Origin of the sequence: Massilia sp., assembly GCF_031995545.1 — a bacterium.
GTDB lineage: Bacteria > Pseudomonadota > Gammaproteobacteria > Burkholderiales > Burkholderiaceae_D > Telluria.
On sequence record NZ_DAMAGA010000024.1, the window covers coordinates 1 to 25,761 of the forward strand.

A 25,761-nucleotide genomic window follows, 5' to 3' on the forward strand; every position below is an offset into this window, starting at 1 on the left:
GAACAATTGCTAAGCATCGCAATCAGACTTATCCCTAGCTAACGGTGACAGCGCCTTTTTTTATGCCTGGTGCACCAGGCAGGGCGCGCACGATGCATGACGCATCGGGCTGCGCCGCCAAGGGGAATAATCGGGCGTGCCGAGCGCCAGCAACGCGGTACCGCGCTACCTCGAGTTCTTCCCGGACTGCAAAGTCATGCAATGGTGGCGCGTCGGCGTTGGCTACACCTATACCGGCATCCGTATCCTGGCGCTGACCCTGAATATCCAGAACCTGTTCGACAAGGCGGCGCCGTTCGATCCCCGCTACGGCGCCTCGTCCGGCGCGCCGCTGGCCGGCTATAACGAGGGGCTGCACAACCCCTACGGCCGCTACTTCTCGGTGTCGGCCTGGGCTACCTTCTGACACAATTGCGTAGCGTTGCGCGCGACGCATCCGGCCGCGCCACCCGATCCAATATCGGGTGGCTTTTTGTTTGCGCTTCAGAAAATCTGAAAACACCGGGATTCGATTACGAAAATCCTGTAATCGACGCCGGAACGCCGAATTTATGCTATCTGCGTTGTGAGGTTACAACGGTTTTGTTGTTTTTATTCGGCGTGTATTGACGCTGTTGTAACAAAGTTGTAGCAACACGTTGAACTAATGTTCGGGGGAGAAGACATAGTTTTAATGCAAAGAACGCCGATTTTCATGCTTGGCGCATAGCCGGCCAGGGCTGTTTCCTTACAAACTTACCCTATTGCATCTTTATCGCGCTTGCCATAATCAATTTTTGGGCCGTGCCGAAGGAACAATTTTTGTCTTCCAGCCTGCATCGGTCTATTTGTTGAAACTACAGAAAGAGCGTAATGATGTTCAAAGAGAAGATGGGCGTCCGCAGCGTGCGGCTCGCCTTCGGCCTGGCTGCCGGCCTGGTCGTGACCCAGGCCATGGCCCAGGAAGCCCCGGTCCAGCGCGTCGAAGTGACCGGCTCGGCCATCAAGCGGATCAACGTGGAAGGTGCACTGCCGATCCAGACCCTGTCCCAGGAAACGATCGCCAAGACCGGCGCCACCAGCGTTGCCGAACTGATCCAGACCCTGCCTGCAATGCAGGGCTTCACCATCGCCGCCACCGCTGCCGGCACCGATTCGGGCGGCCGCGTTTCGGCCTCGATCCACGACATCGGCGAAGCCTACACCCTGGTGCTGCTCAACGGCCGCCGCCTGGCGCCGCAAGGTTCGGGCAGCGCCGTCAACCTGCAGGCGATCCCGATGAGCGCGGTCGAGCGCGTCGAGATCCTGACCGACGGCGCGTCGGCCCTGTACGGTTCGGATGCGATTGCCGGCGTGATCAACTTCGTCCTGAAGAAGAACCAGCAGGGCGGCGAGATCGAAGCCAACTACAGCCAGCCGACCGCCGGCCAGGCCGGTGGCTCGCGCTACATCGCCGCGACCTACGGCTGGGGCGACCTGGACACCGACGGCTGGAACGTGCTGGCCAGCTACCGCCGCGACGAGCAGGACCAGATCAAGGCCACCGACCGCGACTTCGCCAACACCGGCTACCGCCGCTTCTCGCGCAATGGCTCGAACTACGTCTACGACAACACCAGCCCGTCGTCGGTGCCGGCCAACGTCAACGTCGCGTTCCGCAATCCGGAAGGCGTCACCGCACTGCCAGCGACCTCGTTCTCGCCTTACCTGCTGGCCAACGGCAATTGCCCAAGCCCGCTGACGGTGCAGAGCACCACCGGCATGAACTGTAATTTCGATTCGGTCCAGACCATCGAGATCGTGCCTGAAAACAAACGCGACAGCTTCTTCGTCAAGGGCACCAAGCGCCTGGGCGAGAACTGGGAAGCGTTCACCGACATCGCTTACTCGCGCTTCGACCTGACCGCACGCATCGCGCCGAACCCGGCGCCGTTCTCGATCGCCGCCGGTTCGCAGCAATTCAACCAGTATGTCGCGCCGTACCTGTCGGCCGAGCAACTGGGCCGCGTCGACAGCGTGCAGGCTCAATACCGCGCCTATGACTTCGGCACCCGCGACAGCCGCACCATCACCGAGTCGAAGCACGCCGTGGCCGGCGTCGAAGGCGATATCGCCGGCTGGAGCGTCAACAGCGCCCTGACCTGGTCGGAAAACTCGATCGACGAGCGCTATGTCGGCGGCTACCTGCGCAACAACGAATTCCGTTCGCTGCTCAATAGCGGCGCGATCAATCCGTTCGCACCGGTCGGTCCGGTCAGCGCCGAAACCCAGCGCCTGATCGACGGTGCGGTCTACAACGGCAACGTGCGCAAGGCATCGACCACCCTCAAGGCAGCCGACGTGCGCGGCTCGCGCGAGATCTTCGCCATGGGCGGCGGCGCGGCCCAGCTGGCCGTGGGCGCGGATTACCGCGAGTACAGCTACGAGCAAAGCCCGTCGGACGACGCGGTCAACGGCGTGCTGTACAACTACAACGCACCGGCCACCTACGACATGAAGCGCGACAACGTCGGCGCCTTCGCCGAACTGCTGATGCCGGTCACCAAGCAGCTGGAACTGTCGGCTGCCCTGCGCTACGACAGCATCTCGGCCATCGACGACGCCATCCGTGGCGGCAAGATCGGCGAAGACGCGTCGAAGACCACCTACAAGGTATCGGCGCGCTTCCAGCCGTCGCCAGTGTGGCTGTTCCGCGGTTCGTACGGCACCGGCTTCAAGGCGCCCGACATGCTCGACATCGCTTCGCCTGAAGTCAACGCCGGCTTCACCGCCTCGTCGTGGGGCTGCCCGATCGCCGATGCGTCGCTGTGCCGTCCTGGCATCACCCAGTACAACGTGCGCTCGCGCGGCAACGAGAACCTGCGTCCGGAAACCTCGAAGCAGTTCACCATCGGCATGCGCTTCGAACCGTCGCCACGCTTCTCGGCAGGCCTGGACCTGTGGGACGTGAAGATCAAGGATGCGGTGAGCTACGTCAGCGAACAGCAGGCCTGGGCCAATCCGGACACCTTCCGCGAACTGTTCACGACCTACACCGAACCGGCCACCGGCAAGACCTACTGGGCCTTCATCGAGTCGCCGCTGAACATCGGCCAGGCGCATAACCGCGGCATCGACTGGGACCTGACCGGCCGCCAGCGCTTCGACTTCGGCACCCTGACCGCGACCCTGAACGGCACCTACATGCTCAAGGCCGACTACAGCGATCCGGCCAACAGCGCCCTGATGACCAACAGCCTGAACCGCTTCGGCGACAACAACGCCGTGACCTTCCGTCACATCGTGCGCCTGTCGACCACGCTCGACACCGGCAAGCTGTCGAACACCGTCAACGTCAACTACCGCAACGGCTACATCGATGCGGCGGCCGACGTGCGCAACCTGTCGACCGGCCTGATCGAGGAAGACTTCCGCCTCGACGTGCCATCGTTCCTGACCGTCGACTGGCAGAGCCGCTACGCGTTCACCGAGAACTTCACGCTGCGCGCCGGCCTGAAGAACGCGTTCAACCGCAAGCCGCCACTGTCGCTGCGCGCCTCGTCGGGCCACCAGGTCGGCTTCGACCCGCGCTACGCCGATCCGCTCGGCCGTCAGCTGTACATCACCGGCAACTACAAGTTCTAAGACTTGCAGATGTTCTTGCCCGGCCGCTGGCGGCCGGGCAGCAAAAAGGGCCGGAACCCTCACGGGTTCCGGCCCTTTTCTTTTACATTCCGGCGCTTATTTCTGGTCCGGCCACGGCGTCAGGATCTCGAAGCCGCTCTTGGTCACCACGATCATGTGTTCCCACTGCGCCGACAGCGAACCGTCGCGGGTCTTGACGGTCCAGCCGTCGTCGAGCCCGATCACGTCTTCGTGGCCGGCATTGATCATCGGCTCGACCGTGAAGGTCATGCCTTCCTTGAGCAGCAGGCCGGTGTTCGGGCGGCCGTAGTGCAGCACCTGCGGCTCTTCGTGGTAGACGCGGCCGATGCCGTGGCCGCAGTAGTCGCGCACCACCGAATAGCCGGCGCCTTCGGCCAGCTTCTGGATCGCGTGGCCGACGTCGCCCAGGCGCGCGCCCGGGCGCACGGCGCGGATCCCGGCCATCATGGCGTCATAGGTGGTGTCGACCAGCTTCTTCGCCTCGGGCGAGGGCGTGCCGGCGTAATACATGCGGCTGGTGTCGCCGTGCCAGCCGTCCTTGATCACGGTGACGTCGATGTTGACGATGTCGCCGTCGATCAGGATTTCCTTGTCGCTCGGGATGCCGTGGCAGACCACGCCATTGACCGAGGTGCACAGGGTCTTGGGAAAGCCGTGGTAGCCGACATTCGCCGGCGTGGCCTTCTGCACCTTGCGGATGTACTCGTGGCAGCGGCGGTCGAGTTCTTCGGTCGAGACGCCCGGCACCACGTATTCCCGGATCATCTCCAGCACTTCGGCGGCCAGGCGGCCGGCGACGCGCATCTTGGCGATGTCCTTGTCGTTCTTGAGTTTGATGGTCATTGTTGTTTCATACGGGCCGCGCTTGCGGCAAAACCGCCATCATACCGTGCGCCGCCGGCACGGGAAAAAGAAAACGCCCCGCAGGGCGTTTTCGAAAAGCGCGGGCCGCGATCGCTTCCGGTCCGGGACGGCCCGGCCGCAGGATCGCGGCGGCATCACGCCATTACAGGCGCACGCGCAGGCCGACGTAGAAGCGGCGGCCGATTGCGTCGTAGGTGCCGGCGTCGGTCTCGGTACCGGTGTCGTTACCCGGCAGGCCGCTGATGATCGGCGGCGCCTTGGTGTCGAACACGTTGTCCAGGCCGAAGTACAGCTCGGTCGTGCGGTGCAGCGCGTAGGTGACCTGCAGGTCGGTGTAGGTACGCGAACCGATGCCGATCGAACGTGCCGGCAGGTCGAACTGCGACAGGAACTGGTCGTCCAGGTACGACTTGCCGATGTAGCTGACGGTCGACTGGATGTTGAAGCCGTTCCAGCGGTAGCCCAGGTTCAGGGTGGCCTTGTTCTTGGCCGAGCCGATTTCGCCTTCCTGCGGATCGATCTCGCTGTCCGGCAGCGGACGGTTCCACAGCTCGCGCACGTAGGTGTAGGCCAGGCGCGCGTTCATGCGGCCCGGGCCGACCTGGTCGCTCCAGGCGGCGGTGACGTCGACGCCTTCGGTCCCCAGGCCGCCGCTGTTGCTGACGGCGGTGTCGATCTCGTCCAGCGAGCCGGCGCTGTTGGCGCCGACCGCGGCCGGACGGCGGCGGATGAAGTCGCAGAACGCGGTGCTGGTGCCGCTGTAGCAGTTCTGCAGCGCGTACTGGCGCGGGGTGCTGACGATGGCGTCGGCGATGTCGATCTTGAAGTAGTCGGCCGTGAAGGTCATGCGGCTGAGCATCGGGATCGAACGCGGCGTGAGCACCAGGCCGACCGTGGTCGAACGGCCTTTCTCTTCCTTCAGGTTCGGATTGCCGCGGTTGAAGCCGCTGATGCCCTGGATGTCGGCCTGGTTCAGGGTGAACGAACCGTTGGCGTTGATGTTGGCCAGCACGCCCGGCGCGGCGCGGCAGGCCGCGTCGAACTGGCCGGTCGAGGTGGCGGTCACGCCGACGCATGGATCGACCAGGCCGGTCGGGAAGTCCTGGCTCGGCGACAGGAACAACTCGTTGATGTTCGGCGCACGGGTCGACAGGGCGCGGGTGGCGCGCAGCTTGATGTCGCTGGTCGGCTGCCATTCGAAGCCGCCGTTCCAGCTGTTGGTGCGGCCCACGGTCGAGTAGTCGCCGGCGCGGAACGCGCCCAGGAAGCTCAGCGACTTGGCGAAGGCGACGTCCTTCAGCAGCGGCACGCGGCTTTCGATGAACAGTTCCTTGACGCTGAACGAGCCGGCGGTTTCGGGAATCGCGTTGCCGCCGTTCAGGCCGGCCTGGGTCAGGGCGTCCGGGGTGGCGCGCGACTCTTCCTTGCGCCATTCGAAGCCGGTCGCGATCGACACGGCGCCGGCCGGCAGCTCGAACAGGTCGCCGGTGACCGAGCCGCCCGCCAGTTTCTGGGTGGTCGAGGTCTGCAGCGAACCAGGGGCGGCGATGTACTTGATCGCTTCCGGGCTCAGGGCGTTGAAGCCGAACACGCTGGCCGGGACGCAGCCCTGGGCCACCGCATTGGCGTCGCGGCAGACCACCGAGCCGTTCGGGCCGGGGACGGCTTCCAGCGCGTTGCGGAAGTTCAGCACGTTGACCTGGCCGCTCGAATCCTGCGCTTCCTTGGTCTTGCCGTAGGCGCCGTACACCTCGTAGTTCCAGCTGCTGTTGAGGATATTGCCCTTCAGGCCGGTGACCAGGCGGAAGGTGTCGCGTTCGGCGCGGCTGGTGCGGTTGCCGAAATCGGCCATGCGGCGCGTGAAGTAGTAGTCGCGCAGGCCGTCGCCGTCGGTGTCGCTGATGCGGTCGTACAGGTATTGCGGCACCAGCGGGTTGCGCACGGCGATGCCGTTGACGAACGATTCGGCCGGCACCTGGCCGCCGCTGGCCGGGTAGATGTCTTCGGCGCCCAGCGGATACGGTTCGATGGTGGTCGAGACCTTGGTCGAAGCGTAGGTGCTTTCGAAGAAGGCCGAATGGTTCTGGTTCAGCTGCAGGTCGCCGTTGAGCGCCATCAGGAAGCGCTCGGTCGGCACCGCGATCGAGCGGTAAGCCGAACGGTTGAAGCCGGTGGCAGCCTGGGTGGCGGTACCGTTGGTCGCGACCGGGATCGGATTGCCGGCGGCGTCGTAGGTGAAGCTGCCGGTGTCGTGGAAGAAGGTGCCCTGCGGCGCGAAGCTGGAATTGAATGGGCGGTCGGCGATGAAGGCATCGGCAGGATTGCCGGTGCTCAGCAGACGCGAGTTCTGGTCGAATGCCGAGGCCGCGCGGTCGCGCGACATCACCGACCCCTGGCGCGAGTAGCCCAGGTGACCCATGACGTTGGCGGTGCCGTCGGCGTTGCTGGTGCCGAAGGTCAGGCCGACCTTGCGCTTCTGGTCGTCGCCCTGTTCGTAGGTTTCGCCGATCTGGGCGTCGGCCAGGAAGCCGTTGAAGTTGCGTTTGGTGATGATGTTGATCACACCGGCCACCGCGTCCGAGCCGTAAGCCGCGGAAGCGCCGCCGGTGAGCAGTTCGACGCGCTCGATGAAGTCGGTCGGGATGGTGTTCAGGTCGACCGCGGTCTCGCCCGGGACGCCGGCCACGAAGCGGCGGCCGTTGACCAGCACCAGGGTGCGCGAGGTGCCCAGGTTACGCAGGTCGACGGTGGAGACGCCGGCGCTCGAGGTCAGGAAGTTGGAGTTGGTGCGGCTGTAGGTTGGCGTGCCCAGGGTCGGGTTTTCCAGCAGCAGTTCCTGCAGGTTGGTGGCGCCCGAGGCGGCGATGTCGGCCGCGCTCAGCACCTGCAGCGGGGACGGCGATTCGGCGCCCGGTGCGTTGATGCGCGAACCGGTCACCTGCACGGTTTGGGTGGCGCCAGTGGCCGGCGCGTTTTGCGCGTAGGCCGCTTGCATGCTCATTGCGACACCGCCCAGGCACATCAGCCGGATCGAGCGGGACAGGATTGTTTCCATCATTTTAATTATGCTCCTTGGGGAATGAACAAGCTGCGCCAACCGCGCGCAACCGATTGCTGTGGTTTCAGAAAAACCAACGATTCATTCTTCCCAGACAATTGAGACGTGTCAATTGAACATGACCGGAGCATGACAATTGTTGCAGATTGGCGTCAGTACAATTGTCAATTGTGCATATGCAATGTGGGAAAACAGGCTTGCCACAGACCCAGCACGCTGTCCGGATGCTGCCCCACCAGCGCGGTGTCGACCCGGGTCTTGTCCTGGCCCTGCAGGCGCACCGCGTGCTGCAGGCGGCGCATGGCGCGGTAGGCATCGGCCACCGCCGCCGCCTGGCCGGCGTCGATCAGGCCCAGTTCGCCGCACAGGCGCAGCAGGGCGATGTTGCCGGCATTGGCGGTCAGCTGCGGATAGGCGTGCGCATGGCGCAGCACCAGGTATTGCACGATGAACTCGATGTCGATCATCCCGCCCGGGTCCTGCTTGAGGTCGAACTGCGCGCTGCGGTTGACGTTGGCGTCGCGCATGCGCTTCCTCATGCCGGTGACTTCCTCCTTCAGCTGTGCTTCCTGGTTCGATCGGTCCTTGCGCAGCACCTGTTCGCGGATCGCCTCGAAACGCGCGCCGATGGCGGCGTCGCCGGCGCAGAAGCGGGCGCGCGTGAGCGCCTGGTGTTCCCACAGCCAGGCCGCGCCGTTCTGGTAGCGCTCGAAGGCATTCACCGAGGATACCAGCATGCCGCTGGCGCCGTCCGGGCGCAGGGCGGTATCGACATCGAACAGGATGCCGGCCGCGGTGTGCGCCGTCATCCAGGTGATGAAGCGCTGCGCCAGCTTGGCGTACAGCGGCGGCGCGTCCTGGTCCTCGTCGTCGTACAGGAAAATCACGTCGAGGTCCGACACATAGCCCAGTTCCTTGCCGCCCAGCTTGCCGTAGGCGATGACGGCGAAGCGCGGCTCGTCGCGGTGGCGGTTGACTACTGTCTTCCACGCGTGGCGGATGGTGGCGCCGACGATGGTGTCGGCCAGCGCCGACAGGTGGTCGGCCAGGCGCTCGACCGACAGTTCGCCGGCCAGGTCCAGCGCAAGGAGACGAAACAAGCTCGAGTGGTGGGCTTCGCGCAGGATGTCGAGCTGGCGCTCGGTGTCGCCCTGGGCCGCGTTCAGGTGCTCGTCGAGCAGCGCCGCCAGGTGGGTGAGATCGCCGGCGCCCTCGTTGCGGTCGTCCAGCAGCTCGTCGAGCAGGATCGGGTGCTGGGTCAGGAAGGTGGCGGCCCAGCCGCTGGCGTTGATCATGCGGATCACGCGCTCGAGCGTGTGCGGATATTCGGTCAGTAGCGCGAGGTAGGCCGAGCGCCGTGCGATCGCCTCGAACAGGTCGAGCAGGCGGCCCAGGGTGGCGGCGTGACTGCCGATGCCGGCCTCGCTGACCACGGCGGCGACCTGGGGCAGGGCGGAGTCGACCAGCGCCAGCAGGCGCGCGCGGCTGGCATCGGGCAGGCTGCCCAGGCGCGGGCCCTGCAGGGTGGCGGCCAGGCGCGCGCCGGCGGCGCGGGCGTCGTCGAAGCCCAGTTGCTCGAGCCGCGCCGCGAGCGCGTCCAGGTTGTCCAGTTCATCGCCCAGATTGGGCGCGTCCGGGTCCTGTTCGGGACTTTCCTTGTCGGCGAAGATGGCGTCGAACTGCTGGGCCACGAAGCTGCGCTGCTGCTCCAGGCGCGCCAGCAGCGCGGCTTCGTCGGCGCAGCCCATCATGCGCGCCACCGCCAGCCGGTCGGCGTCATTGGTCGGCAGGGTATGGGTCTGGGCGTCTTCCAGGTACTGCACCCGGTGCTCGAGGTTGCGCAGGAAGGTGTACGCTTCCAGCAGCTGCTCGACGGTGTCGGGCGCCAGCAGCTCGCGCTCGGCCAGCAGGCGCAGCGTCTTGCGGGTGGATTTTTCGCGCAGCGCAGGGTCGCGCCCGCCGCGGATCAGCTGGAACACCTGGGCCAGGAATTCGATCTCGCGGATGCCGCCACGTCCCAGCTTGACGTTGTGGCTGCGCTCGGGATGCTGGCGCTCCTGGCGCTTGACCTCGGCACGGATCTGGGCGTGCATGTTGCGGATCGCGTCGATCACGCCGAAGTCGAGGTAGCGCCGGAACACGAAGGGACGCACGATCGCGTCCAGCGCGGCGATATCGTCAGGCTCGCCCGTGACGGCGCGCGCCTTGACCCAGGCATAGCGCTCCCATTCGCGGCCCTGCACGATCAGGTATTCCTCGACCATGTTCAGGCTGGCCGCGAGTGGGCCCGACTTGCCGTTGGGGCGCAGCGCCATGTCGACGCGGAAGGTGAAGCCGTCCTCGATCACTTCCGACAGCGCCGCGTTCAGGCGCCGGCCCAGGCGCACGAAGAATTCGTGGTTCGACAGCTGGCGCTGACCCGGGGCGGCGGCGGTCTCGCCGTCTTCCGGGTACACGAAGATCAGGTCGATGTCGGACGAGACGTTCAGTTCGCCGCCGCCTTGCTTGCCCATCGCCAGCACCATCAGGTGTTGCGGGCGGCCGGATTCCTCGCCCGTCGGCATGCCGTGCGCCGCCACCATCTCGCCCATCAGGGCCTCGACGTGGGTCTGGATGGCGAAGTCGGCGAACCCGGTCATCGCCGTCACCACCTCGTTCAGATCGGCTAGGCCGGCCAGGTCGCGTCCAATAATGGAACTAACCAACAAGTTGCGGACACGGCGCATGGCGCGTTCAAGGGGCAGGCCGAGCTCCTGTTCGCGTGCCAGCAGCTGCGTCAAGCGGGCGCGGAATTCGGGGCCGCCCAGCGATAATGCCGTCAAGGCTTCCAGCTGGGCGGGACGCTCCGGAGCGGCGTCCAGCCAGCGCTGGGCGAAGCGCGAGGCCTGGACGGCGGTGAGGGGGGAAGTGCTTGCAGCGGGTACGGCCGGGGAAGCTGGGGTCATCGTCGATCCTGGATTGGTTGGGCCCGGCGGGCACAGCGGTACTGCACAGCGGTACGGCAGATCCGCAGAGTGTCGGCATGCGCGGCGTTGTGGGGCCAATACGCGGCAAACACGCTGTAATCCGCATGTAACGTGACGTCAAAAACGGCTGTGCCGCGCTGTCGATGCGGTAGAATGGCCCGCTTTGCTGCCTGGGTCAGCACCGATGGTAAGGTAGACGCCGCGACTGTTGCAAGCGACCTGTTTTAAAGAGTGGGAACTGAAGCGTTAATTTACGGCGAGCCTTTGTTATTAGCACCTTGATGCACAACCCGGATCCGCAGGCAGCGTCCGCGTCCGCTCCGCCGGCCACGCGCTGGGGACGGCTGCGCGCCGGCTATCGCAAGGCGAACCTGGTTTCGCACCATGTGCTCGGCTTCACGGTCAAGCTGGTGCTGCTGGTGTATTTCGCGCTCGCCGTGCTGTTCCTGGTGCTGCGCTACGCCATCCTCCCGAACATCGGCCTGTACAAGGACGACATCGAGCGCGCCGCCGGCAATGCGCTCGGCGGCAAGGTCACCATCGACAGCATTGCCGCTTCCTGGCACGGCCTGCGGCCGGCGCTGTCCCTGGGCGGGGTGCGCCTGCACGACGCGCGCGCGCGCCCGGCGCTGGTGCTGCCGAAGGTCGAGGCAACGCTGGGCTGGTGGAGCGTGGCCGCGCTCGAGCCGCGTTTCGCTTCGCTCGAGATCCTCGGCCCGCGTCTGGCGATCCGGCGCGGACGCGACGGCGTGTTCGAGGTGGCCGGGGTGCGCATCGACCCGCGCAAGGAGAGCGGGGGCGGCGGCGCCGACTGGCTGCTGCGCCAGCGCGAGATCGTGATCCGCGGCGGCCGCGTGGACTGGACCGACGAACTGCGCGGCGCGCCGCCGCTGGTGCTGCAGGACGTCACCCTGGCCCTGCTCAATCGCTGGGGCACCCATCACTTCGCATTGAAAGCCACGCCGCCGCGCGCGCTGAGCCGCCCGATCGACGTGCGCGCCCAGTTCCGCCACCGCTTCGGCGGCGCGCCGTCGGACATTTCGCGCTGGAAGGGCGAGCTGTACGCCGACCTGCGCGAAGTCGACCTGGCCGCCTGGCGCCGCCACATCGATTACCCGATCCAGGTCCAGCGCGGACGCGGCTCGCTGCGCGCCTGGCTGCGCGTCGACCAGGCGCGCGTGGCCGGCTTTACCGCCGACCTGGCGCTGGCCAATGTGCATGCCCGCCTCGGCAAGGACATCGCGCCCCTGGCGCTGGCGCGCGTCACCGGACGCCTGTCGGCGCGCGAGGAACTGCTGCCCGGTCCGCAGGACGGCAAGCCGACCTTCGGCGCCAACGGCCACACCATCCGCCTGGAAAAATTCGCCGTGGTGGCGCGCGACGGCCGCGCGCTGCCGCCCGCCACCGTCGAACAGAGCTGGCGTCCGGCGCAGGGCGGCCGCCCGGAACAGGCGGTGCTGCAGGCGCGCCAGCTCGACCTCGGCGCGCTGGCGGCGCTGGCCCAGTACCTGCCGATCACGGCGGTGCAGCGCCAGCTGCTGGCCGACTACGCGCCGCGCGGGCGCCTGGTCGACGTGCGCGCCGAATGGGATGGCCGCTATCCGAACGTGAGCGGCTACCGCCTGAAAGGCGAAGTCGCGGCGCTGGCCCTGAACGCCCAGCCGGCGCGCCCGGCCCAGGCCGCGGGCAAGGGCTTGCCGGCCTTGCCGGCGCGTCCGGCCACGCCCGGTTTCGAGAACCTGAGCGGCAGCGTCGATGCCGACCAGGACGGCGGCAGCGTGAACGTCGAGTCCGAGCGCATGGCCTTGTTGCTGCCGTCCTGGTTCGCCGAGGCGCGCATGCCGTTCGACCGCCTGGCGCTCAAGGCGCGCTGGAACATCGAACCGAAAAAGCAGGTGCAGGTCGATGTCGATCAACTGGCGTTTCGCCAGGGCGGCCTGGAAGGCGAGATCTCGGGCCGCCACCTGCTGCCGCTGACGCCCGGACACGGTCCCGGCACGGCCGATTTCAGCGGCACCCTGGACGGCTTCGAGATTGGGCAGATCGGGCGCTACCTGCCGCTCGCCACGCCGCAGAGCCTGCACGACTGGCTGACCGGCGCACTGCAGGGCGGGCGCCTGCGCGATGCCAGGCTACGCCTGAGCGGCGACCTGGCGCAGTTCCCGTTCAAGTCGGGGCAGGGCGAATTCAATGTTGCCGGCCGCCTGGAAGCGGCGCGCCTGGAATACGCGCCGGGCCACCGCCACCCGGACGGCACGCCGCTGTGGCCACTGGCCGAGGCGATCGACGGCACCATCGAATTCGACCGTGCGCGCATGGAAATCCACGGCAAGACCCTGCGCACGCTGGGCGTGGCGCTGTCCAACGTCAAGGCGGTGATTCCCGACCTGGCGGCGCACGAGAACATGATGCTGGAAATCGACGGCAACGCCGCCGGGCCGCTGCAGGAATTCCTGGGCTACGTGGCGGCGACGCCGGTGCTGGAGTGGATCGGCCACTTCACCGAAGAATCGCGCGCCAGCGGCAATGCCAGGCTCGGCCTCAAGCTGCGCATGCCGCTGTCGCACCTGCACGAGACCAAGGTCAACGGCAGCCTGCAACTGCTCAACAACGACCTGTCGCTGTTCCCGGAACTGCCGCCGCTGCAGGCGGCGCTGGGCAAGATCGAATTTTACGAGCGCGGCTTCAACCTGAACGGCGTCGGTGCCAGCTTCCTCGGCGCGCCGCTGTCGGTGGCCGGCGGCACCGGACGCGACGGCGCGACCACGGTGCGCCTCGACGGCACGCTGTCGGCCGAAGGCATGCGCCGCACCGCGCCGGCCGCGCCGCTGCGCCGGCTGGCCGAAAAACTGTCGGGCGAGGCGCGCTACACCGGCGCCATCGTGGTGCGCGACGGCCGGCGCACGATCACGGTCGACTCCAGCCTGAGCGGCATGGGCGTGGAATTGCCGGCGCCGCTGAACAAGCCGGCGGCCGATGCGCTGCCGCTGCGCTTTACCCTGACCGGCGAGCCGACCGCCAACGGTTTGGGCCGCGACGAGATCCGCATCGAGCTGGGCGAGGGCGTGGCGGCGCGCTACACCCGCGAGAAACAGGGACGCGGGCCGTGGCGGCTGCTCAGCGGCGGCATTGGCGTCAACGTGCCGGCGCCGCAGCCGGACGAAGGCATGATGGTCCATGCCGACATGAAGGCGCTGAATGTCGACCAATGGATCGCGGCCGGACGCGCCATCGCGGGTCTCGATACGGACCAGGACGGCGCGTCCGAGGCAGCCGCTTCCGCCGGTACCGACAGCAGCGGCTTCGCCCAGTACGTACTGCCAACCATGGTCGCCGGCCGCATCGGCGAGCTGACCATCGGCGAGCGGCGCATGGCCGACGTGGTGGTCGGCGCCAGCCACCTGCGCGACACCTGGCAGGCGAACCTGCATTCGCGCCAGGCCAGCGGCTACGTCACCTGGGCCGAGACCCCGAGCGGCCTGGGCAAGGTGACGGCGCGCCTGGCCTCGCTCGTGATTCCGGAATCGGCCGCGGCCGAGGTCAAGGACTTGCTGGAGTCGGAACTGGGCGGCAACGAGAAGAGCGCCAGCGCCACCATCCCCTCGCTCGACATCGTGGCCGACAACTTCGAGCTGTTCAACAAACCGCTGGGTCGGCTCGACCTGCGCGCCAGCAACGTGCGCGCGCGCGCCGGGCGCGAGTGGCGCATCGACCGCCTGGCGCTGAGCAATCCGGACGGCCAATTGAAGGCCAGCGGGCGCTGGGTGACCAAGGACGGCAAGAGCAATACCAGCATGAATTTCGCGCTGGATATCGACAATGCCGGCCGCCTGCTCGACCGGCTCGGCTTCCCCGACACGATCGGCCGCGGCAAGGGCCGCCTGGCCGGCGACATCGCGTGGTCGGGTCTGCCGTATGCGATGGACATTCCTTCGCTGTCGGGCCAGATCGAGATGGATGTCGCCAACGGCCAGTTCCTCAAGCAGGACCCGGGCGCGGCCAAGCTGCTGGGCGTGCTCAGCCTGCAGGCGCTGCCGCGACTGCTGAAACTCGATTTCCACGACGTGTTCTCGGAAGGCCTGGCCTTCGACGGCATCAGCGCCGATGCCATGATCGAGCGCGGGGTGGTGCGCACCGACAATCTCAAGATGCACGGCGTGGCGGCCACGGTGCTGATGAACGGCACCGCCGACATCGCCAACGAATCGACCAATCTGCGGGTGGTGGTAATCCCCGAATTCAATCTCGGCACCGGGCCGCTGGTGTACGGGCTGGCCGTCAATCCGGTGGTCGGCCTCACGGGCTTCCTGGCCCAACTGTTCCTGCGCGCGCCGGTGATGAAGGCGCTGACTTACCAGATGCAGATCACGGGACCGTGGAAGTCGCCGACGATCACCAAGCTTGCCAATCCGCCGGACGCACCGCCGCGGCCGGCCGCCACTGCCAGAAAGGAATGAGATGAACACCCAGGTCACGACCGTTGCTGCAGTCCAGATGGTGTCCACCCCGGATGTCGCCGACAACCTGGCTGCCGTGCGGCGCCTGGTGGCGCAGGCCGCCGGCCAGGGCGCCGGCTTCGTCGCGCTGCCCGAGTACTGGCCGATCATGGGCATGAGCGACAGCGACAAGGTGGCGCACGCCGAGCATCCGGGCCGCGGTCCGATCCAGGACTGCATGGCGGAGCTGGCGCGCGCGCACGGCATCTGGCTGGTCGGCGGCACGCTGCCGATGGTCTCGCCGCAGGACGGCAAGGTGCTCAACACCACGCTGGTGTACGATCCGCAGGGCCAGGCGGTCAGCCGCTACGACAAGATCCACCTGTTCGGCTTCAACAAGGGCACGGAATCGTATGACGAGGCGCGCACCATCGTTCCGGGCATTGATGTCGGCGTGTTCGACGCGCCGTTCGGCCGCGTCGGGCTGTCGGTGTGCTACGACCTGCGCTTCCCGGAGCTGTACCGGGCGATGGGCGAGTGCGCGCTGATCGTGGTGCCGGCCGCGTTCACCCACACCACGGGCCTGGCGCACTGGGAAGTGCTGCTGCGCGCGCGCGCCATCGAGAACCAGTGCTACGTGCTGGCGTCGGCCCAGGGCGGCAAGCACGTCAATGGCCGCCGCACCTTCGGGCACAGCATGCTGATCGACCCGTGGGGCGAGGTCAAGGCGGTGCTGCCGGAAGGCGAGGGCGTGATCGCCGGCGCGCTCGACGCGGCCTTCCTGGCCGGCGTGCGCGAGAGCCTGCCGGCGTTGCGTCACCGCAAGATGTGAGGCGGACGGTCAATGCCGCCGCGCGCCCGCTGTGTGCAGGGCGGGCGGCGGCCGGTATGAATGGCGCGGATATGGCACAATGACCTTTCCAATCGAACGCTTATTGACGACCGCTTACCGACCATGACTCCATTCGAACCGAATCTTTCCTCCATCGCCGTCGCCCGCGACGTGCTGTTGACGCCCTTCGGCCTCGACGAGGGCAAGCTGCTGCGCGCGCTGGGGACGATGTTCACGCACAAGGTCGACTACGCCGACCTGTACTTCCAGTTCACCAAGAGCGAAGGCTGGAGCCTGGAAGAGGGCATCGTCAAGACCGGCAGCTTCTCGATCGACCAGGGCGTCGGCGTGCGTGCCGTGTCGGGCGACAAGACGGCTTTTTCGTACTCCGATGAAATCTCCGAAAGCGCGCTGCTGGACGCGGCAGCGGCCACGCGCACCATTGCGCGCGCCGGCGCCGGCCGCATCAAGGTAGCCGGCAGCACCCAGCTGACCGGTGGACGCTCGCTGTATCTGCCGCACGATCCGCTGGCTTCGCTCGATGCCACCGCCAAGGTCAAGCTGCTGGAGCGCGTCGAGAAGATGGCGCGCGCCAAGGATCCGCGCGTGGTGCAGGTGATGGCCGGCCTGGCCGGCGAATACGACGTGGTGCTGGTGGTGCGCAGCGACGGCGTGCTGGCGGCCGACATCCGGCCGCTGGTGCGCGTGTCGGTGACCGTGATCGCGGAGCAGAACGGCCGGCGCGAAGTCGGTTCCTCGGGCGGCGGCGGGCGCTACGACTACGGCTACTTCGATGACGAGGTGCTGGACCGCTACGCCACCGAAGCGGTGAAGTCGGCCTGCGTCAACCTGGAAGCGCGTCCGGCCCCGGCCGGCCCGATGACCATCGTGCTGGGACCGGGCTGGCCCGGCGTGCTGCTGCACGAAGCGGTCGGCCACGGCCTGGAAGGCGACTTCAACCGTAAGGGTTCGTCTTCGTACGCCGGCATGATCGGCCAGCGCGTGGCGGCCAAGGGCGTGACCATCGTCGACGACGGCACCCTGCAGGACCGCCGCGGCTCGCTCAACATGGACGACGAAGGCAACCCGACCCAGTGCACCACGCTGATCGAGGACGGCATCCTGAAGGGCTATATCCAGGACACGATGAACGCGCGCCTGATGAAGATGCCGGTCACCGGCAACGCGCGGCGCGAATCGTTCGCGCACCTGCCGATGCCGCGCATGACCAACACCTATATGCGCGCCGGCGACAAGGACCCGCAGGAGATCCTGGCCTCGGTCAAGAATGGCCTGTACGCGGTGAACTTCGGCGGCGGCCAGGTCGACATCACCAACGGCAAGTTCGTGTTCTCGGCCAGCGAAGCCTACATGATCGAGGACGGCAAGATCACCTATCCGGTGAAGGGCGCGACGCTGATCGGCAACGGTCCGGACGTGATGAACCGCATCTCGATGATCGGCAACGACATGCGCCTGGATTCGGGCGTGGGCGTGTGCGGCAAGGAAGGCCAGAGTGTGCCGGTGGGCGTGGGGCAGCCGACGCTGCGCATCGATGGGGTGACGGTGGGCGGTACCGCCTGATCTTGTTTTGCCCTTGTGTCGAACGACGCCCGGCTGCACGCCGGGCGTCGTCGTTTCTGGGCCTGGTGCACTAGAAAATAGCGCGCACACCATTATTGTGCGTAAAGCTTATAAAGTTGCTCAGAATAATTCGTTGGTCCGGCAGCTCCGCCTTGTTAGAGTTCGCGTCCCCAAGAAGAACAAGCGAACCATGAAACACACCACTCTTTTCGCCGCCCTGTCCGCCGCCGTGTTTGGCGTGGCACCACTGGTGCATGCGCAGACTGCACCGACCTCGGCCAGTGTGCAGGCCGCCACCGATAGCGCGGCCGCGTCATCACCGACCTCATCGACCTCATCCACCACGGCGGCCGGCGGCGCCGCGCCGGCCGCTGTGGTCGTCACCGGCTCGCGCATCGCGCGCACCACCCTTGAAGGCCCTTCGGCCGTTACTGTGATCAGCGGCGAAGACATCACGCGCCAGGGTTACAAGAACGTGTTCGACGCGCTCAGCAACCAGGTGCAGAACAGCGGCTTCGTGCAAGGCGCCGACTTCGGCAACACCTTCACGCCGTCGGCCAACACCATCAGCCTGCGCGGCCTGGGCCCGAACCACACGCTGATCCTGCTCAACGGCCGCCGCCTGGCCGATTTCCCGATCGTCTACGAGGGCACGGTCAACTTCACCAACCTGGCGAATATCCCGTCGTCGATCGTCGAGCGCATCGAGATTTTGTCCGGTGGCGCCTCGGCCATCTACGGTTCGGATGCGATTGCCGGCGTGGTCAACATCATCCTCAAGAAAAAGGCCGAGGGCTTCGACATCAACGTCAAGCTGGGCGGCACCAGCCGTGGTGGTGGCGCCGAGCGCCGTGTGCAATTGACGGGTGGACAGCAGTCGGGCCGCCTGAACACCGTGTTCGCACTCGAATTCTCCGAGCGTAACCCGATCGGCGCCTACCAGCGCGACTTCATGGCCGAGCGCTCCGGCACCCCGACCAACCTGCTGTCACGGCGCGACGCCACCGCCGGCCGTTACATCGCGCAGGATTGCGAGGCGCTGGGCGACCTGTTCGGCGGCAGCGTGGTCAACTACGCTTCGCGCACCGGCAACTACTGCGCCAGCAACAAGGTCAGCCCCACCTACTGGTCGGTGCAGACCCAGAACCGCAGCAAGAACGCCTTCGGCAGCGCCAACTTCGAGCTGGACGAAAACACCACGCTGTTCGCCGACGTCCTGCTGGGCCGCAACGACACGGTCAACAACACGCGCGGCCCGTCGTGGACCTCGAAGTCGACCGGCAACAGCTACTTCCTGAATCAGAACACGGGTCACTATGAAGCCTGGACCCGCTATATCTCGCCGGAAGAGATGGGCGGCCTGTCGAACTACAACCGATTCTGGAAAGACGGCGCCATCGCCGCTTCGCTCGGCGCGCGCGGCATCGTGCCCGGCACCAGCTGGAAATGGGAAGCCGGCTACAGCGCCTCCTGGTATGAAAGCAAAGGCCGCACGCCGCGCGCGCTGGCGAATATCGACAGCTTCTTCCTGGGCCCGCAGCTGGGCGTGGACGCCAGCGGTGTCGCCATCCACGCGCCCGATCCGGTGCGCCTGGCCACGCGCCTGACGCCGGACGAGTTCCGCGGCATTACCGGCTACACCGAGAGCGACGACGAATCGTGGACCCACACGCTGTCGGCCAGCGCCAACGGCGAACTGCTGCAACTGCCGGCCGGTCCGCTGCAGCTGGCGGTGGTGGCCGAGGCCGGCCGCCAGGGCTTCACCAACGCGCCGGACGAGCGCATCAATCAGGGCTATTTCAACCTGGCGCCGAACAGCACCGTCACCGCCGGCACCCGCAATCGCTACGCCATCGGCGCCGAGGCCAGCATTCCGCTGCACCGCATCCTGACCGCCACCGTCGCCGGCCGCTACGACCGCTACGAGTTCGCCGAGCGCGACAGCGGCAAGTTCACCTACAACGGCGGCCTGGAACTGCGCCCGACACGCGATCTGCTGCTGCGCGCCAACTACGCCACCAGCTTCCGCGCCCCGGACATGAACTACATCTACAAGGCGCGCGGCACCGGCTATTATTCGTCCACCACCGACTACTACCGTTGCGGCCAGAGCGGCCAGCCGCTGGCCAGCTGCGAATTCGCCAACGTGTCGCCGGGCGCCGACTATGTGCAATACGGCAGCACCGACCTCAAGCCGGAGCAGGGCAAGTCCTACGGCGCCGGCATCGTCTGGTCGCCGACCGGCAGCTTCGACGCCTCGGTCGACTACTGGAACATCCGCATCGACGACCTGGTGACCAATCTGTCGGCCGACCAGTTGCTGCGCGACGAAGCCGCCTGCCGCCTGGGAACGCTCGACGCCAGCTCGCCGACCTGCGTCGACACGATCTCGCGCATCACCCGCTATGCCGCCAATTCGCCGGTGCGTCCGGGCGAGATTCGTGAAATCCGTGTCAACCCGATCAACGCGGCGCAGGAAGAAAGCAGCGGCATCGACGTCAGCGCGCGTTATGCGCTGCGTACGGCCGGCTTCGGCACCTTTACGCTGCGCGGCAATTATTCGAAGACGCTGACGCGCCGTACCAGGCAGTTCGCCGCCGACACGGTGCGCGACGAACTGAACTCGCTCACCAGTTCGGACTGGCCGGACAAGCTGGCCGCCAGTCTGAACTGGAACCGCGACGCCTGGTCGGCCACACTGTTCGCGACCCGCTATGGCAAGATCCCGAACCAGGCGCAAACCGACTACCTGACGCCGACCACGCTGGTCAACACCAGTGTCGTGTACCGCTTCAGCGACCGACTGACCTTGTCGGCCATCGTCAACAACGTGTTCGATCGCATCAAGCACGACACCACCGGCGGCTGGCCCAACTATGCGGTCGGGAGCTACAGCCCGGCGGGAAGGACCGGGTATGTGGAGCTGAACTACCACTTTGGTGGTTGAGCGGTGTTGCCTGAAGATGTAGAGCCTGGGTGATGCCGGTTCAACGCGTGGACAGGTGCCCCGTCCACGCGCTCCAGCCTCGCCGCTTTCCCGTGCCGCTTTCCGCATGCATCGTTTCAGGCAGCCTTGCCATCGAAACGCATCAGAACGAATACTTCGCCCCCAGCGTATAGAAGCGCCCGATCGCCCCGTAATAGTCGAGCGGGTTGTACGCCACCGACCCATACGTCAGCGGATCGAGCGGTGCCTGCTTGTCGAACACGTTCTGGATCGAGCCGTAGATTTCCCAGCGCGGCTGCGGCTTCCAGCGGAACACCAGGTCGACCGTCGTGAACGACGACAGTTCGCAATCGGTCGGCGCGTCGTCGCCGTTGGCGAAGTGGCTGGCGCAGCCGTCCGGGTCGTCCTTGAAATAGGTGTTGTCGATCGGGCCGCGGTAGTTGACGTTGGCCGAGACGCGCCAGTTCTCGCGGTCCCAGGTGGCGCGCAGGTTGGCCTTGTGGTCGGGCGTGCCCATGCAGTTGCTGACGTCGCAGTTGCCGTGGGTGCCGGCGTATTCGCGCGAGGTGCCGTCCTGCTCGGTACGCTTCCACTTGTCGAGGAAGGTGTACTTGACGTCGAAGGTCAGGTTGCCCCAGCCGCCCGGCAGGCCGAAGCCCTGGCGCGCGTCGAGGTCGATGCCGCGCACCTCGGTCTGGGCCGAATTCACGTAGCGCGCCAGCACCGCGGTGATCGCGCCCGGGTCGCCCGGAATCGCCGGATTGGCCGTGCTCGGGTCGCGCGCCACGCTGCCGGCGGCGATCGCGGCGTCGATCTGCTGCTGGTTGATCTCGTTCTTGCGCTTGATCTGCCAGAAGTCGAGCGAGATGCTGCTGCGCGGCAGCGGATCCCAGATCACGCCCACGTTCCAGCTCTTCGAGCGTTCCGGGCTCAGGTCCTGGTTGGGCGAGGTGATGACCGCCACCGAAGCCGGGTTGCAGGCGGTGGTGATGCCCAGCGCGCAGCGCACCGGGTCGTCGGTGTTGGAGAACGCGGCCAGCCCGCCGACGCCGTTCTCGGCCGGGCTGGGGGCGCGGAAGCCCTTGGCCCAGGTGGCGCGCAGCGCCAGGTCGCGGCGCGGGTTCCACTTGATGCCAGCCTTCGGGGTCCAGGCGTCGCCGACGTCGGTGAAGTGGTCGTAGCGCATCGCGCCGGTGAGCTCGACGCCGGGCAGCACCGGCGCCAGCACCTCGCCGTACAGCGCGGTGACGTTGCGCTGGCCGTCGTAGGCCGAATAACCGAGGCCGATGATATTGCCGCGCTCGGTGCCGGCGGTCGGTTCCAGCTCGGCCGACTCGTGGCGGAACTCGGCGCCCAGCGCCACGCCGAGCGCGCCGCCGGCCAGCTTGCCGAACTCGCGCGTGGCCTTGAAGTCAACCTGGGCCAGCTTGGTATGGGCGTCGTTGGAGATGGTCGGCGACAGCGCCGCGTACACGCCCGGCGCGTTCAGGCCGGCGTTCTCGGCGATGCGCCAGTAGGTGCCGGCCGGCAGCGCGCGGTAGCCGGGATTGGCCTGCGCCGCCGCCACGTTTTCGGGCGACGGGTCGAGCAGGGCGAAGGTGGCGTCGCGCTGCAGGTAGCCGTTGCGGTCGTTGCTGACCTTGCTTTGCGAGTACAGGAAGGAACCATCCCAGTCCCAGGCGCCGGTGGTGCCGCGCGCACCGACCAGGGCGCGCACGAAGGTCGAGGAAATCTCGGACTCGCGCGCGCCGACGTCGAACGGCAGATAGCGCAGGCGCGCGGCGCGGCCGAAATACGGGTTGTCGGGATGGGCGGCGCCGAGCTGGACGCCGGCATTGCTGACGGGGCCGCCCGGATAGCCGACGCTGCCGGCAATCGGATTCGGTGTGGTCTGCGACTGGTTCAGGTTGTTGTACAGGTTGAGCTCGGCATACGCTTCGTTGTTGCCCTGCAGCTTGAAGGTGGCGCGGCTGTACAGGGCCAGGTATTCGCTGTCGGGCTGGATTTCGTTGTACAGGAAGGAGGCGTCCACCAGGCAGCCGCCGCCCGGGTCGCCCTGCGGGTGGTCGGTGAAGTTGCTGCAGGCGGCGCCCGGGAAGGTGCGCGTGAAGCCGGGCCCGGCCAGGTTGCCGCGGTTGTAGTACTCGAGCGTGTCGGGGTTGCGCACGTTGCCGTTGATGGCGTTGCCGGCCTGGTTGTTGGCGGTGATGGCGCCGGTGCCGCCCAGGTTTTCCTGGGCTGAATAACCCCACGGGCGCAGGTCGAACTTGCCGATGTAGTCGCGGTCGCCCCGGTTGCGGTAGCGCAGCTCTTGCGTGTGCTTGTACTCGACGTTGAACAGCACGTTGTAGCGGTCGGTATCGAGGTCGCCGAAGCCCCAGGCCAGGGCCAGGTTGTGCTGCTGGCCGTCGCCCGCTTCGCCGGTGCCGGCCAAGAGGCGCGCGCTGGTGCCCTGGAAGTCGCGCCGCAGGATGATGTTGACGACGCCGGCGATCGCGTCCGAGCCGTAGATGGCGGAGGCGCCGTCCTTGAGGATTTCGATGCGCTCGACGGCGTCGGTCGGGATCACGTTGAGGTCGGCGAACACCTTCTGGCCGTCGTCGGCCAGGCCGTAGGGCGCCATGCGGCGGCCGTTGAGCAGCACCAGGGTCGAGGCGGCGCCCAGCCCGCGCAGCGAGATGCCGGAAGCGCCGGCCGCGAAGCCGCCGCCGAAGCTGACCGGCACCGAGCCTTGATTATCGACCGCCAGCGTCTGCAGCAGTTCGGCCACGGTGGTCTTGCCCGAGCGCTCGATGTCGGCCCGGTTCACGGTCAGCACGCTGGACGCGGTTTCAGCCTGGGCGCGGCGGATGTTCGAGCCGGTCACCTCGACCCGCGCGACCGGGCCCTGGGCGGCTTCCTGCGCCAGCAGGTGGGAAGGGGCGGCCAGAAGTACGGGGCCGACGAATGCAAGGCCGACGGAGCCGCCGCCGGCGAACAGGCGGCGCACGGCACGGGAAAGCAGGGTTTCAGTCATGGTCCTGACTCCAGTGGATGGGTGGTTCCCGCGCGGGCCGGTGGGCTGCGCGCTTGGGGGCTGGATCGACTGTTGCATCCGAGCGCTGGGCGGGACTGATGTATCACAAGGGCGCGGCCAAGGCCGGGGATAGGCGTGCTTTTTGTGCAACCGATTGTTGTCTGTACAAGCTTTTATTGGCCGACAAAGGGCTTGCCAATGTTCACGGGTTGTTGTTATAGTCAATTCGACCAATACGGACCGACCCAATGCGCCACGCTTTTTTTACCCGCTATTTTTACTTTAGCCATTCCAGCCCCTGGCGGTGGAACAGCGGCGGGTACACGCAGTAACGGTCCCGGCAACATCCAGACAAACCGCCACCGATGGCGGTTTTTTTATTTTCAGGCCCAGCATATCAAGAGGAACCAGCATGCCGCGTACCGACGACTTACGCATCCGCGAAATGAAGGAACTGACGCCGCCCTCGCACCTGATCCGCGAATTCCCGGTGACCCCGGCGGCCGAGCAGACGGCGGCCGGCGCGCGCGTCGCCCTGCACCGCATCCTGCACGGCCAGGACGACCGCCTGATGGTGGTGGTCGGCCCGTGCTCCATCCATGACACCAAGGCCGCCATGGAATACGCGCACAGGTTGGCAGAGCAGCGCGTGCGCTTCGCCGGCGAGCTCGAGCTCGTGATGCGGGTGTACTTCGAAAAGCCGCGCACCACGGTCGGCTGGAAGGGGCTGATCAACGATCCGTACATGGACAACAGCTTCCGCATCAACGACGGCCTGCGCATGGCGCGCGAGCTGCTGCGCGACATTAACGAGCTGGGGCTGCCGGCCGGCACCGAATTCCTCGATGTGATCAGCCCACAGTACATCGCCGACTTGGTCAGCTGGGGCGCAATCGGCGCCCGCACCACCGAATCGCAGGTGCACCGCGAACTGGCCTCCGGCCTGTCCTGCCCGGTCGGCTTCAAGAACGGCACCGACGGCAACATCAAGATCGCGACCGAAGCGATCAAGGCCGCGTCGCAGCCGCACCACTTCCTGTCGGTGACCAAGGGCGGCCACTCGGCGATCGTCTCGACCGCCGGCAACGAGGATTGCCACATCATCCTGCGCGGCGGCAAGACGCCGAACTACGATGCCGCCAGCGTCGACGAAGCCTGCAGGCAGATCGCCGCCCTGGGTCTGGCCAGCCGCCTGATGATCGACGCTTCGCACGCCAACAGCTCGAAGAAGCCGGAAAACCAGGTGCCGGTGTGCGCCGACATCGCGAACCAGATCGCGGCCGGCGACGACCGCATCGTCGGCGTGATGATCGAATCGCATCTGGTGGCGGGACGCCAGGACCTGGTGCCGGGCAAGGAACTGACCTACGGCCAGTCGGTCACCGACGGCTGCATCGACTGGGATACCAGCGTGCAGGTACTCGAAGGCCTGGCCGCCGCCGTGCGCCAGCGCCGTCTGCGCCAGGAATAAGCGCGGGCCGGCGCGGACACCATGCTCGCCTACGTCCTGCGCCGGCTATGGCAGATGCTGCCCACCATGGGCGGCGTCGTGCTGCTGGTGTTCATTCTGTTTAACTGGGTCGGCGGCGATCCGGCCTACCTGTTGGCCGGCAAGATGGCGGACACGACGGCAATTGAGAACATCCGGCGCCAGCTCGGTACCGACCAACCCTACCATGTGCAGCTGTGGATCTTCGTCAAGCAGATCCTGACCTTCGACTTCGGCAATGCATGGAGTACGGGCGAGCCGGTGTCGCATATCATCGCCAGCCGGCTGGGGCCGTCGCTGACGGTGCTGGTGCCGTTGACCATCCTCGAGACCGTGTTCGGCATCGCGCTGGCGCTGGCGATCGCCTTCGTGCGCGGCTCGCTCACCGACCGCGCGCTGATGGTGGCGTGCACGGTCGGGATGTCGATCTCGATCCTGGTCTATATCTCCGTGTTCCAGTATGTGTTCGCCTACCGGCTCGGGCTGTTCCCGGTGCAGGGCTGGGGCGACAGCCTGGGCCAGAACCTGCTGCAGTATGCGCTGCTGCCGATCATCATCGGCCTGGCGGTTTCGATCGCGCCCACGCTGCGCCTGTACCGCAGCTTCGTGCTCGACGAAGCGGGGCAGGATTACGTGCGCACCGCGCGCGCCAAGGGCTTGTCGGAACGGCGCGTGCTGTGGGTGCACGTGCTGCGCAATGCGGCGATCCCGATCATCACCCACGTGATGGCGAGCCTGCCGGCGCTGCTGATCGGCGCCTTTCTGTTGGAGCGTTTCTTCGGCATTCCCGGCATCGGCCGCGAAGTGATCCTGGCGGTCGAGCGCAGCGACTTCCCGGTCATCAAGGCGATCACGGTCTATGTCGCCGCTGCAACCATGGTGTTCAACCTGCTGGCCGACCTGCTGTACCGGGCGGTCGATCCGCGCGTCCAGTTCAAGTGAAGG

The 25,761-nt window shown here is 66.7% G+C and carries 12 protein-coding genes; 8 read left to right on the top strand and 4 right to left on the bottom strand.

Annotated features, from left to right (window positions below; translation table 11 throughout):
* Nucleotides 1–136: 136 nt before the first annotated feature.
* Both RTQ83_RS16105 and RTQ83_RS16110 read left to right on the top strand, forming a co-directional pair.
* On the top strand, nucleotides 137–406 hold the full coding sequence (locus RTQ83_RS16105; RefSeq protein WP_312516637.1) for a hypothetical protein: 270 nt from the start codon (nucleotides 137–139) through the stop codon (nucleotides 404–406).
* Nucleotides 407–852: 446 nt separating this feature from the next.
* Complete coding sequence (locus tag RTQ83_RS16110; protein WP_312516639.1) at nucleotides 853–3,603, top strand: TonB-dependent receptor; 2,751 nt, start codon at nucleotides 853–855, stop codon at nucleotides 3,601–3,603.
* 96 nt (nucleotides 3,604–3,699) lie between these two features.
* Here the strand turns inward: RTQ83_RS16110 and map are convergent, their stop codons facing one another.
* The 3 genes from map to glnE form a co-directional block, all read right to left on the bottom strand.
* A complete protein-coding gene (gene map / locus RTQ83_RS16115) occupies nucleotides 3,700–4,467 on the bottom strand; it encodes a type I methionyl aminopeptidase (protein WP_312516641.1) in 768 nt (255 codons plus the stop codon).
* Between the two features lie 163 nt (nucleotides 4,468–4,630).
* Nucleotides 4,631–7,546 (bottom strand): TonB-dependent receptor domain-containing protein, encoded by a 2,916-nt coding sequence (locus RTQ83_RS16120; protein WP_312516643.1) that lies wholly within the window; start codon nucleotides 7,544–7,546, stop codon nucleotides 4,631–4,633.
* Nucleotides 7,547–7,710: 164 nt separating this feature from the next.
* The gene (gene glnE / locus RTQ83_RS16125; RefSeq protein WP_312516645.1) at nucleotides 7,711–10,491 is read right to left on the bottom strand and encodes a bifunctional [glutamate--ammonia ligase]-adenylyl-L-tyrosine phosphorylase/[glutamate--ammonia-ligase] adenylyltransferase; all 2,781 of its coding nucleotides are present in this window, start codon (nucleotides 10,489–10,491) and stop codon (nucleotides 7,711–7,713) included.
* 302 nt (nucleotides 10,492–10,793) lie between these two features.
* On the opposite strand from glnE, the gene RTQ83_RS16130 reads away from it, so the two are divergent.
* The 4 genes from RTQ83_RS16130 to RTQ83_RS16145 all read left to right on the top strand — a co-directional run bounded on the left by RTQ83_RS16130 (nucleotide 10,794) and on the right by RTQ83_RS16145 (nucleotide 20,311).
* Entirely contained in the window at nucleotides 10,794–14,969 is a 4,176-nt protein-coding gene (locus RTQ83_RS16130; protein WP_312516647.1) for a YhdP family protein, read from the top strand.
* 1 nt (nucleotide 14,970) lies between these two features.
* Complete coding sequence (locus RTQ83_RS16135; protein WP_312516649.1) at nucleotides 14,971–15,780, top strand: carbon-nitrogen hydrolase family protein; 810 nt, start codon at nucleotides 14,971–14,973, stop codon at nucleotides 15,778–15,780.
* A 123-nt stretch (nucleotides 15,781–15,903) separates the two neighbouring features.
* Complete coding sequence (gene tldD / locus RTQ83_RS16140; RefSeq protein ID WP_312516651.1) at nucleotides 15,904–17,364, top strand: metalloprotease TldD; 1,461 nt, start codon at nucleotides 15,904–15,906, stop codon at nucleotides 17,362–17,364.
* A gap of 190 nt (nucleotides 17,365–17,554) precedes the next feature.
* Entirely contained in the window at nucleotides 17,555–20,311 is a 2,757-nt protein-coding gene (locus tag RTQ83_RS16145) for a TonB-dependent receptor domain-containing protein (protein WP_312516653.1), read from the top strand.
* Between the two features lie 142 nt (nucleotides 20,312–20,453).
* Here RTQ83_RS16145 and RTQ83_RS16150 read toward each other — a convergent pair whose 3' ends face one another.
* Nucleotides 20,454–23,327, bottom strand: coding sequence for a TonB-dependent receptor (locus RTQ83_RS16150; protein WP_312516655.1), 2,874 nt, complete (start codon nucleotides 23,325–23,327; stop codon nucleotides 20,454–20,456).
* Nucleotides 23,328–23,739: 412 nt separating this feature from the next.
* Here RTQ83_RS16150 and aroG point away from each other — a divergent pair, with 412 nt between their 5' ends.
* Entirely contained in the window at nucleotides 23,740–24,798 is a 1,059-nt protein-coding gene (gene aroG / locus RTQ83_RS16155) for a 3-deoxy-7-phosphoheptulonate synthase AroG (protein WP_312516657.1), read from the top strand.
* A 21-nt stretch (nucleotides 24,799–24,819) separates the two neighbouring features.
* Nucleotides 24,820–25,758, top strand: a complete 939-nt coding sequence (locus RTQ83_RS16160) for an ABC transporter permease (RefSeq protein WP_312516659.1) — start codon at nucleotides 24,820–24,822, stop codon at nucleotides 25,756–25,758.
* Nucleotides 25,759–25,761: the final 3 nt, after the last annotated feature.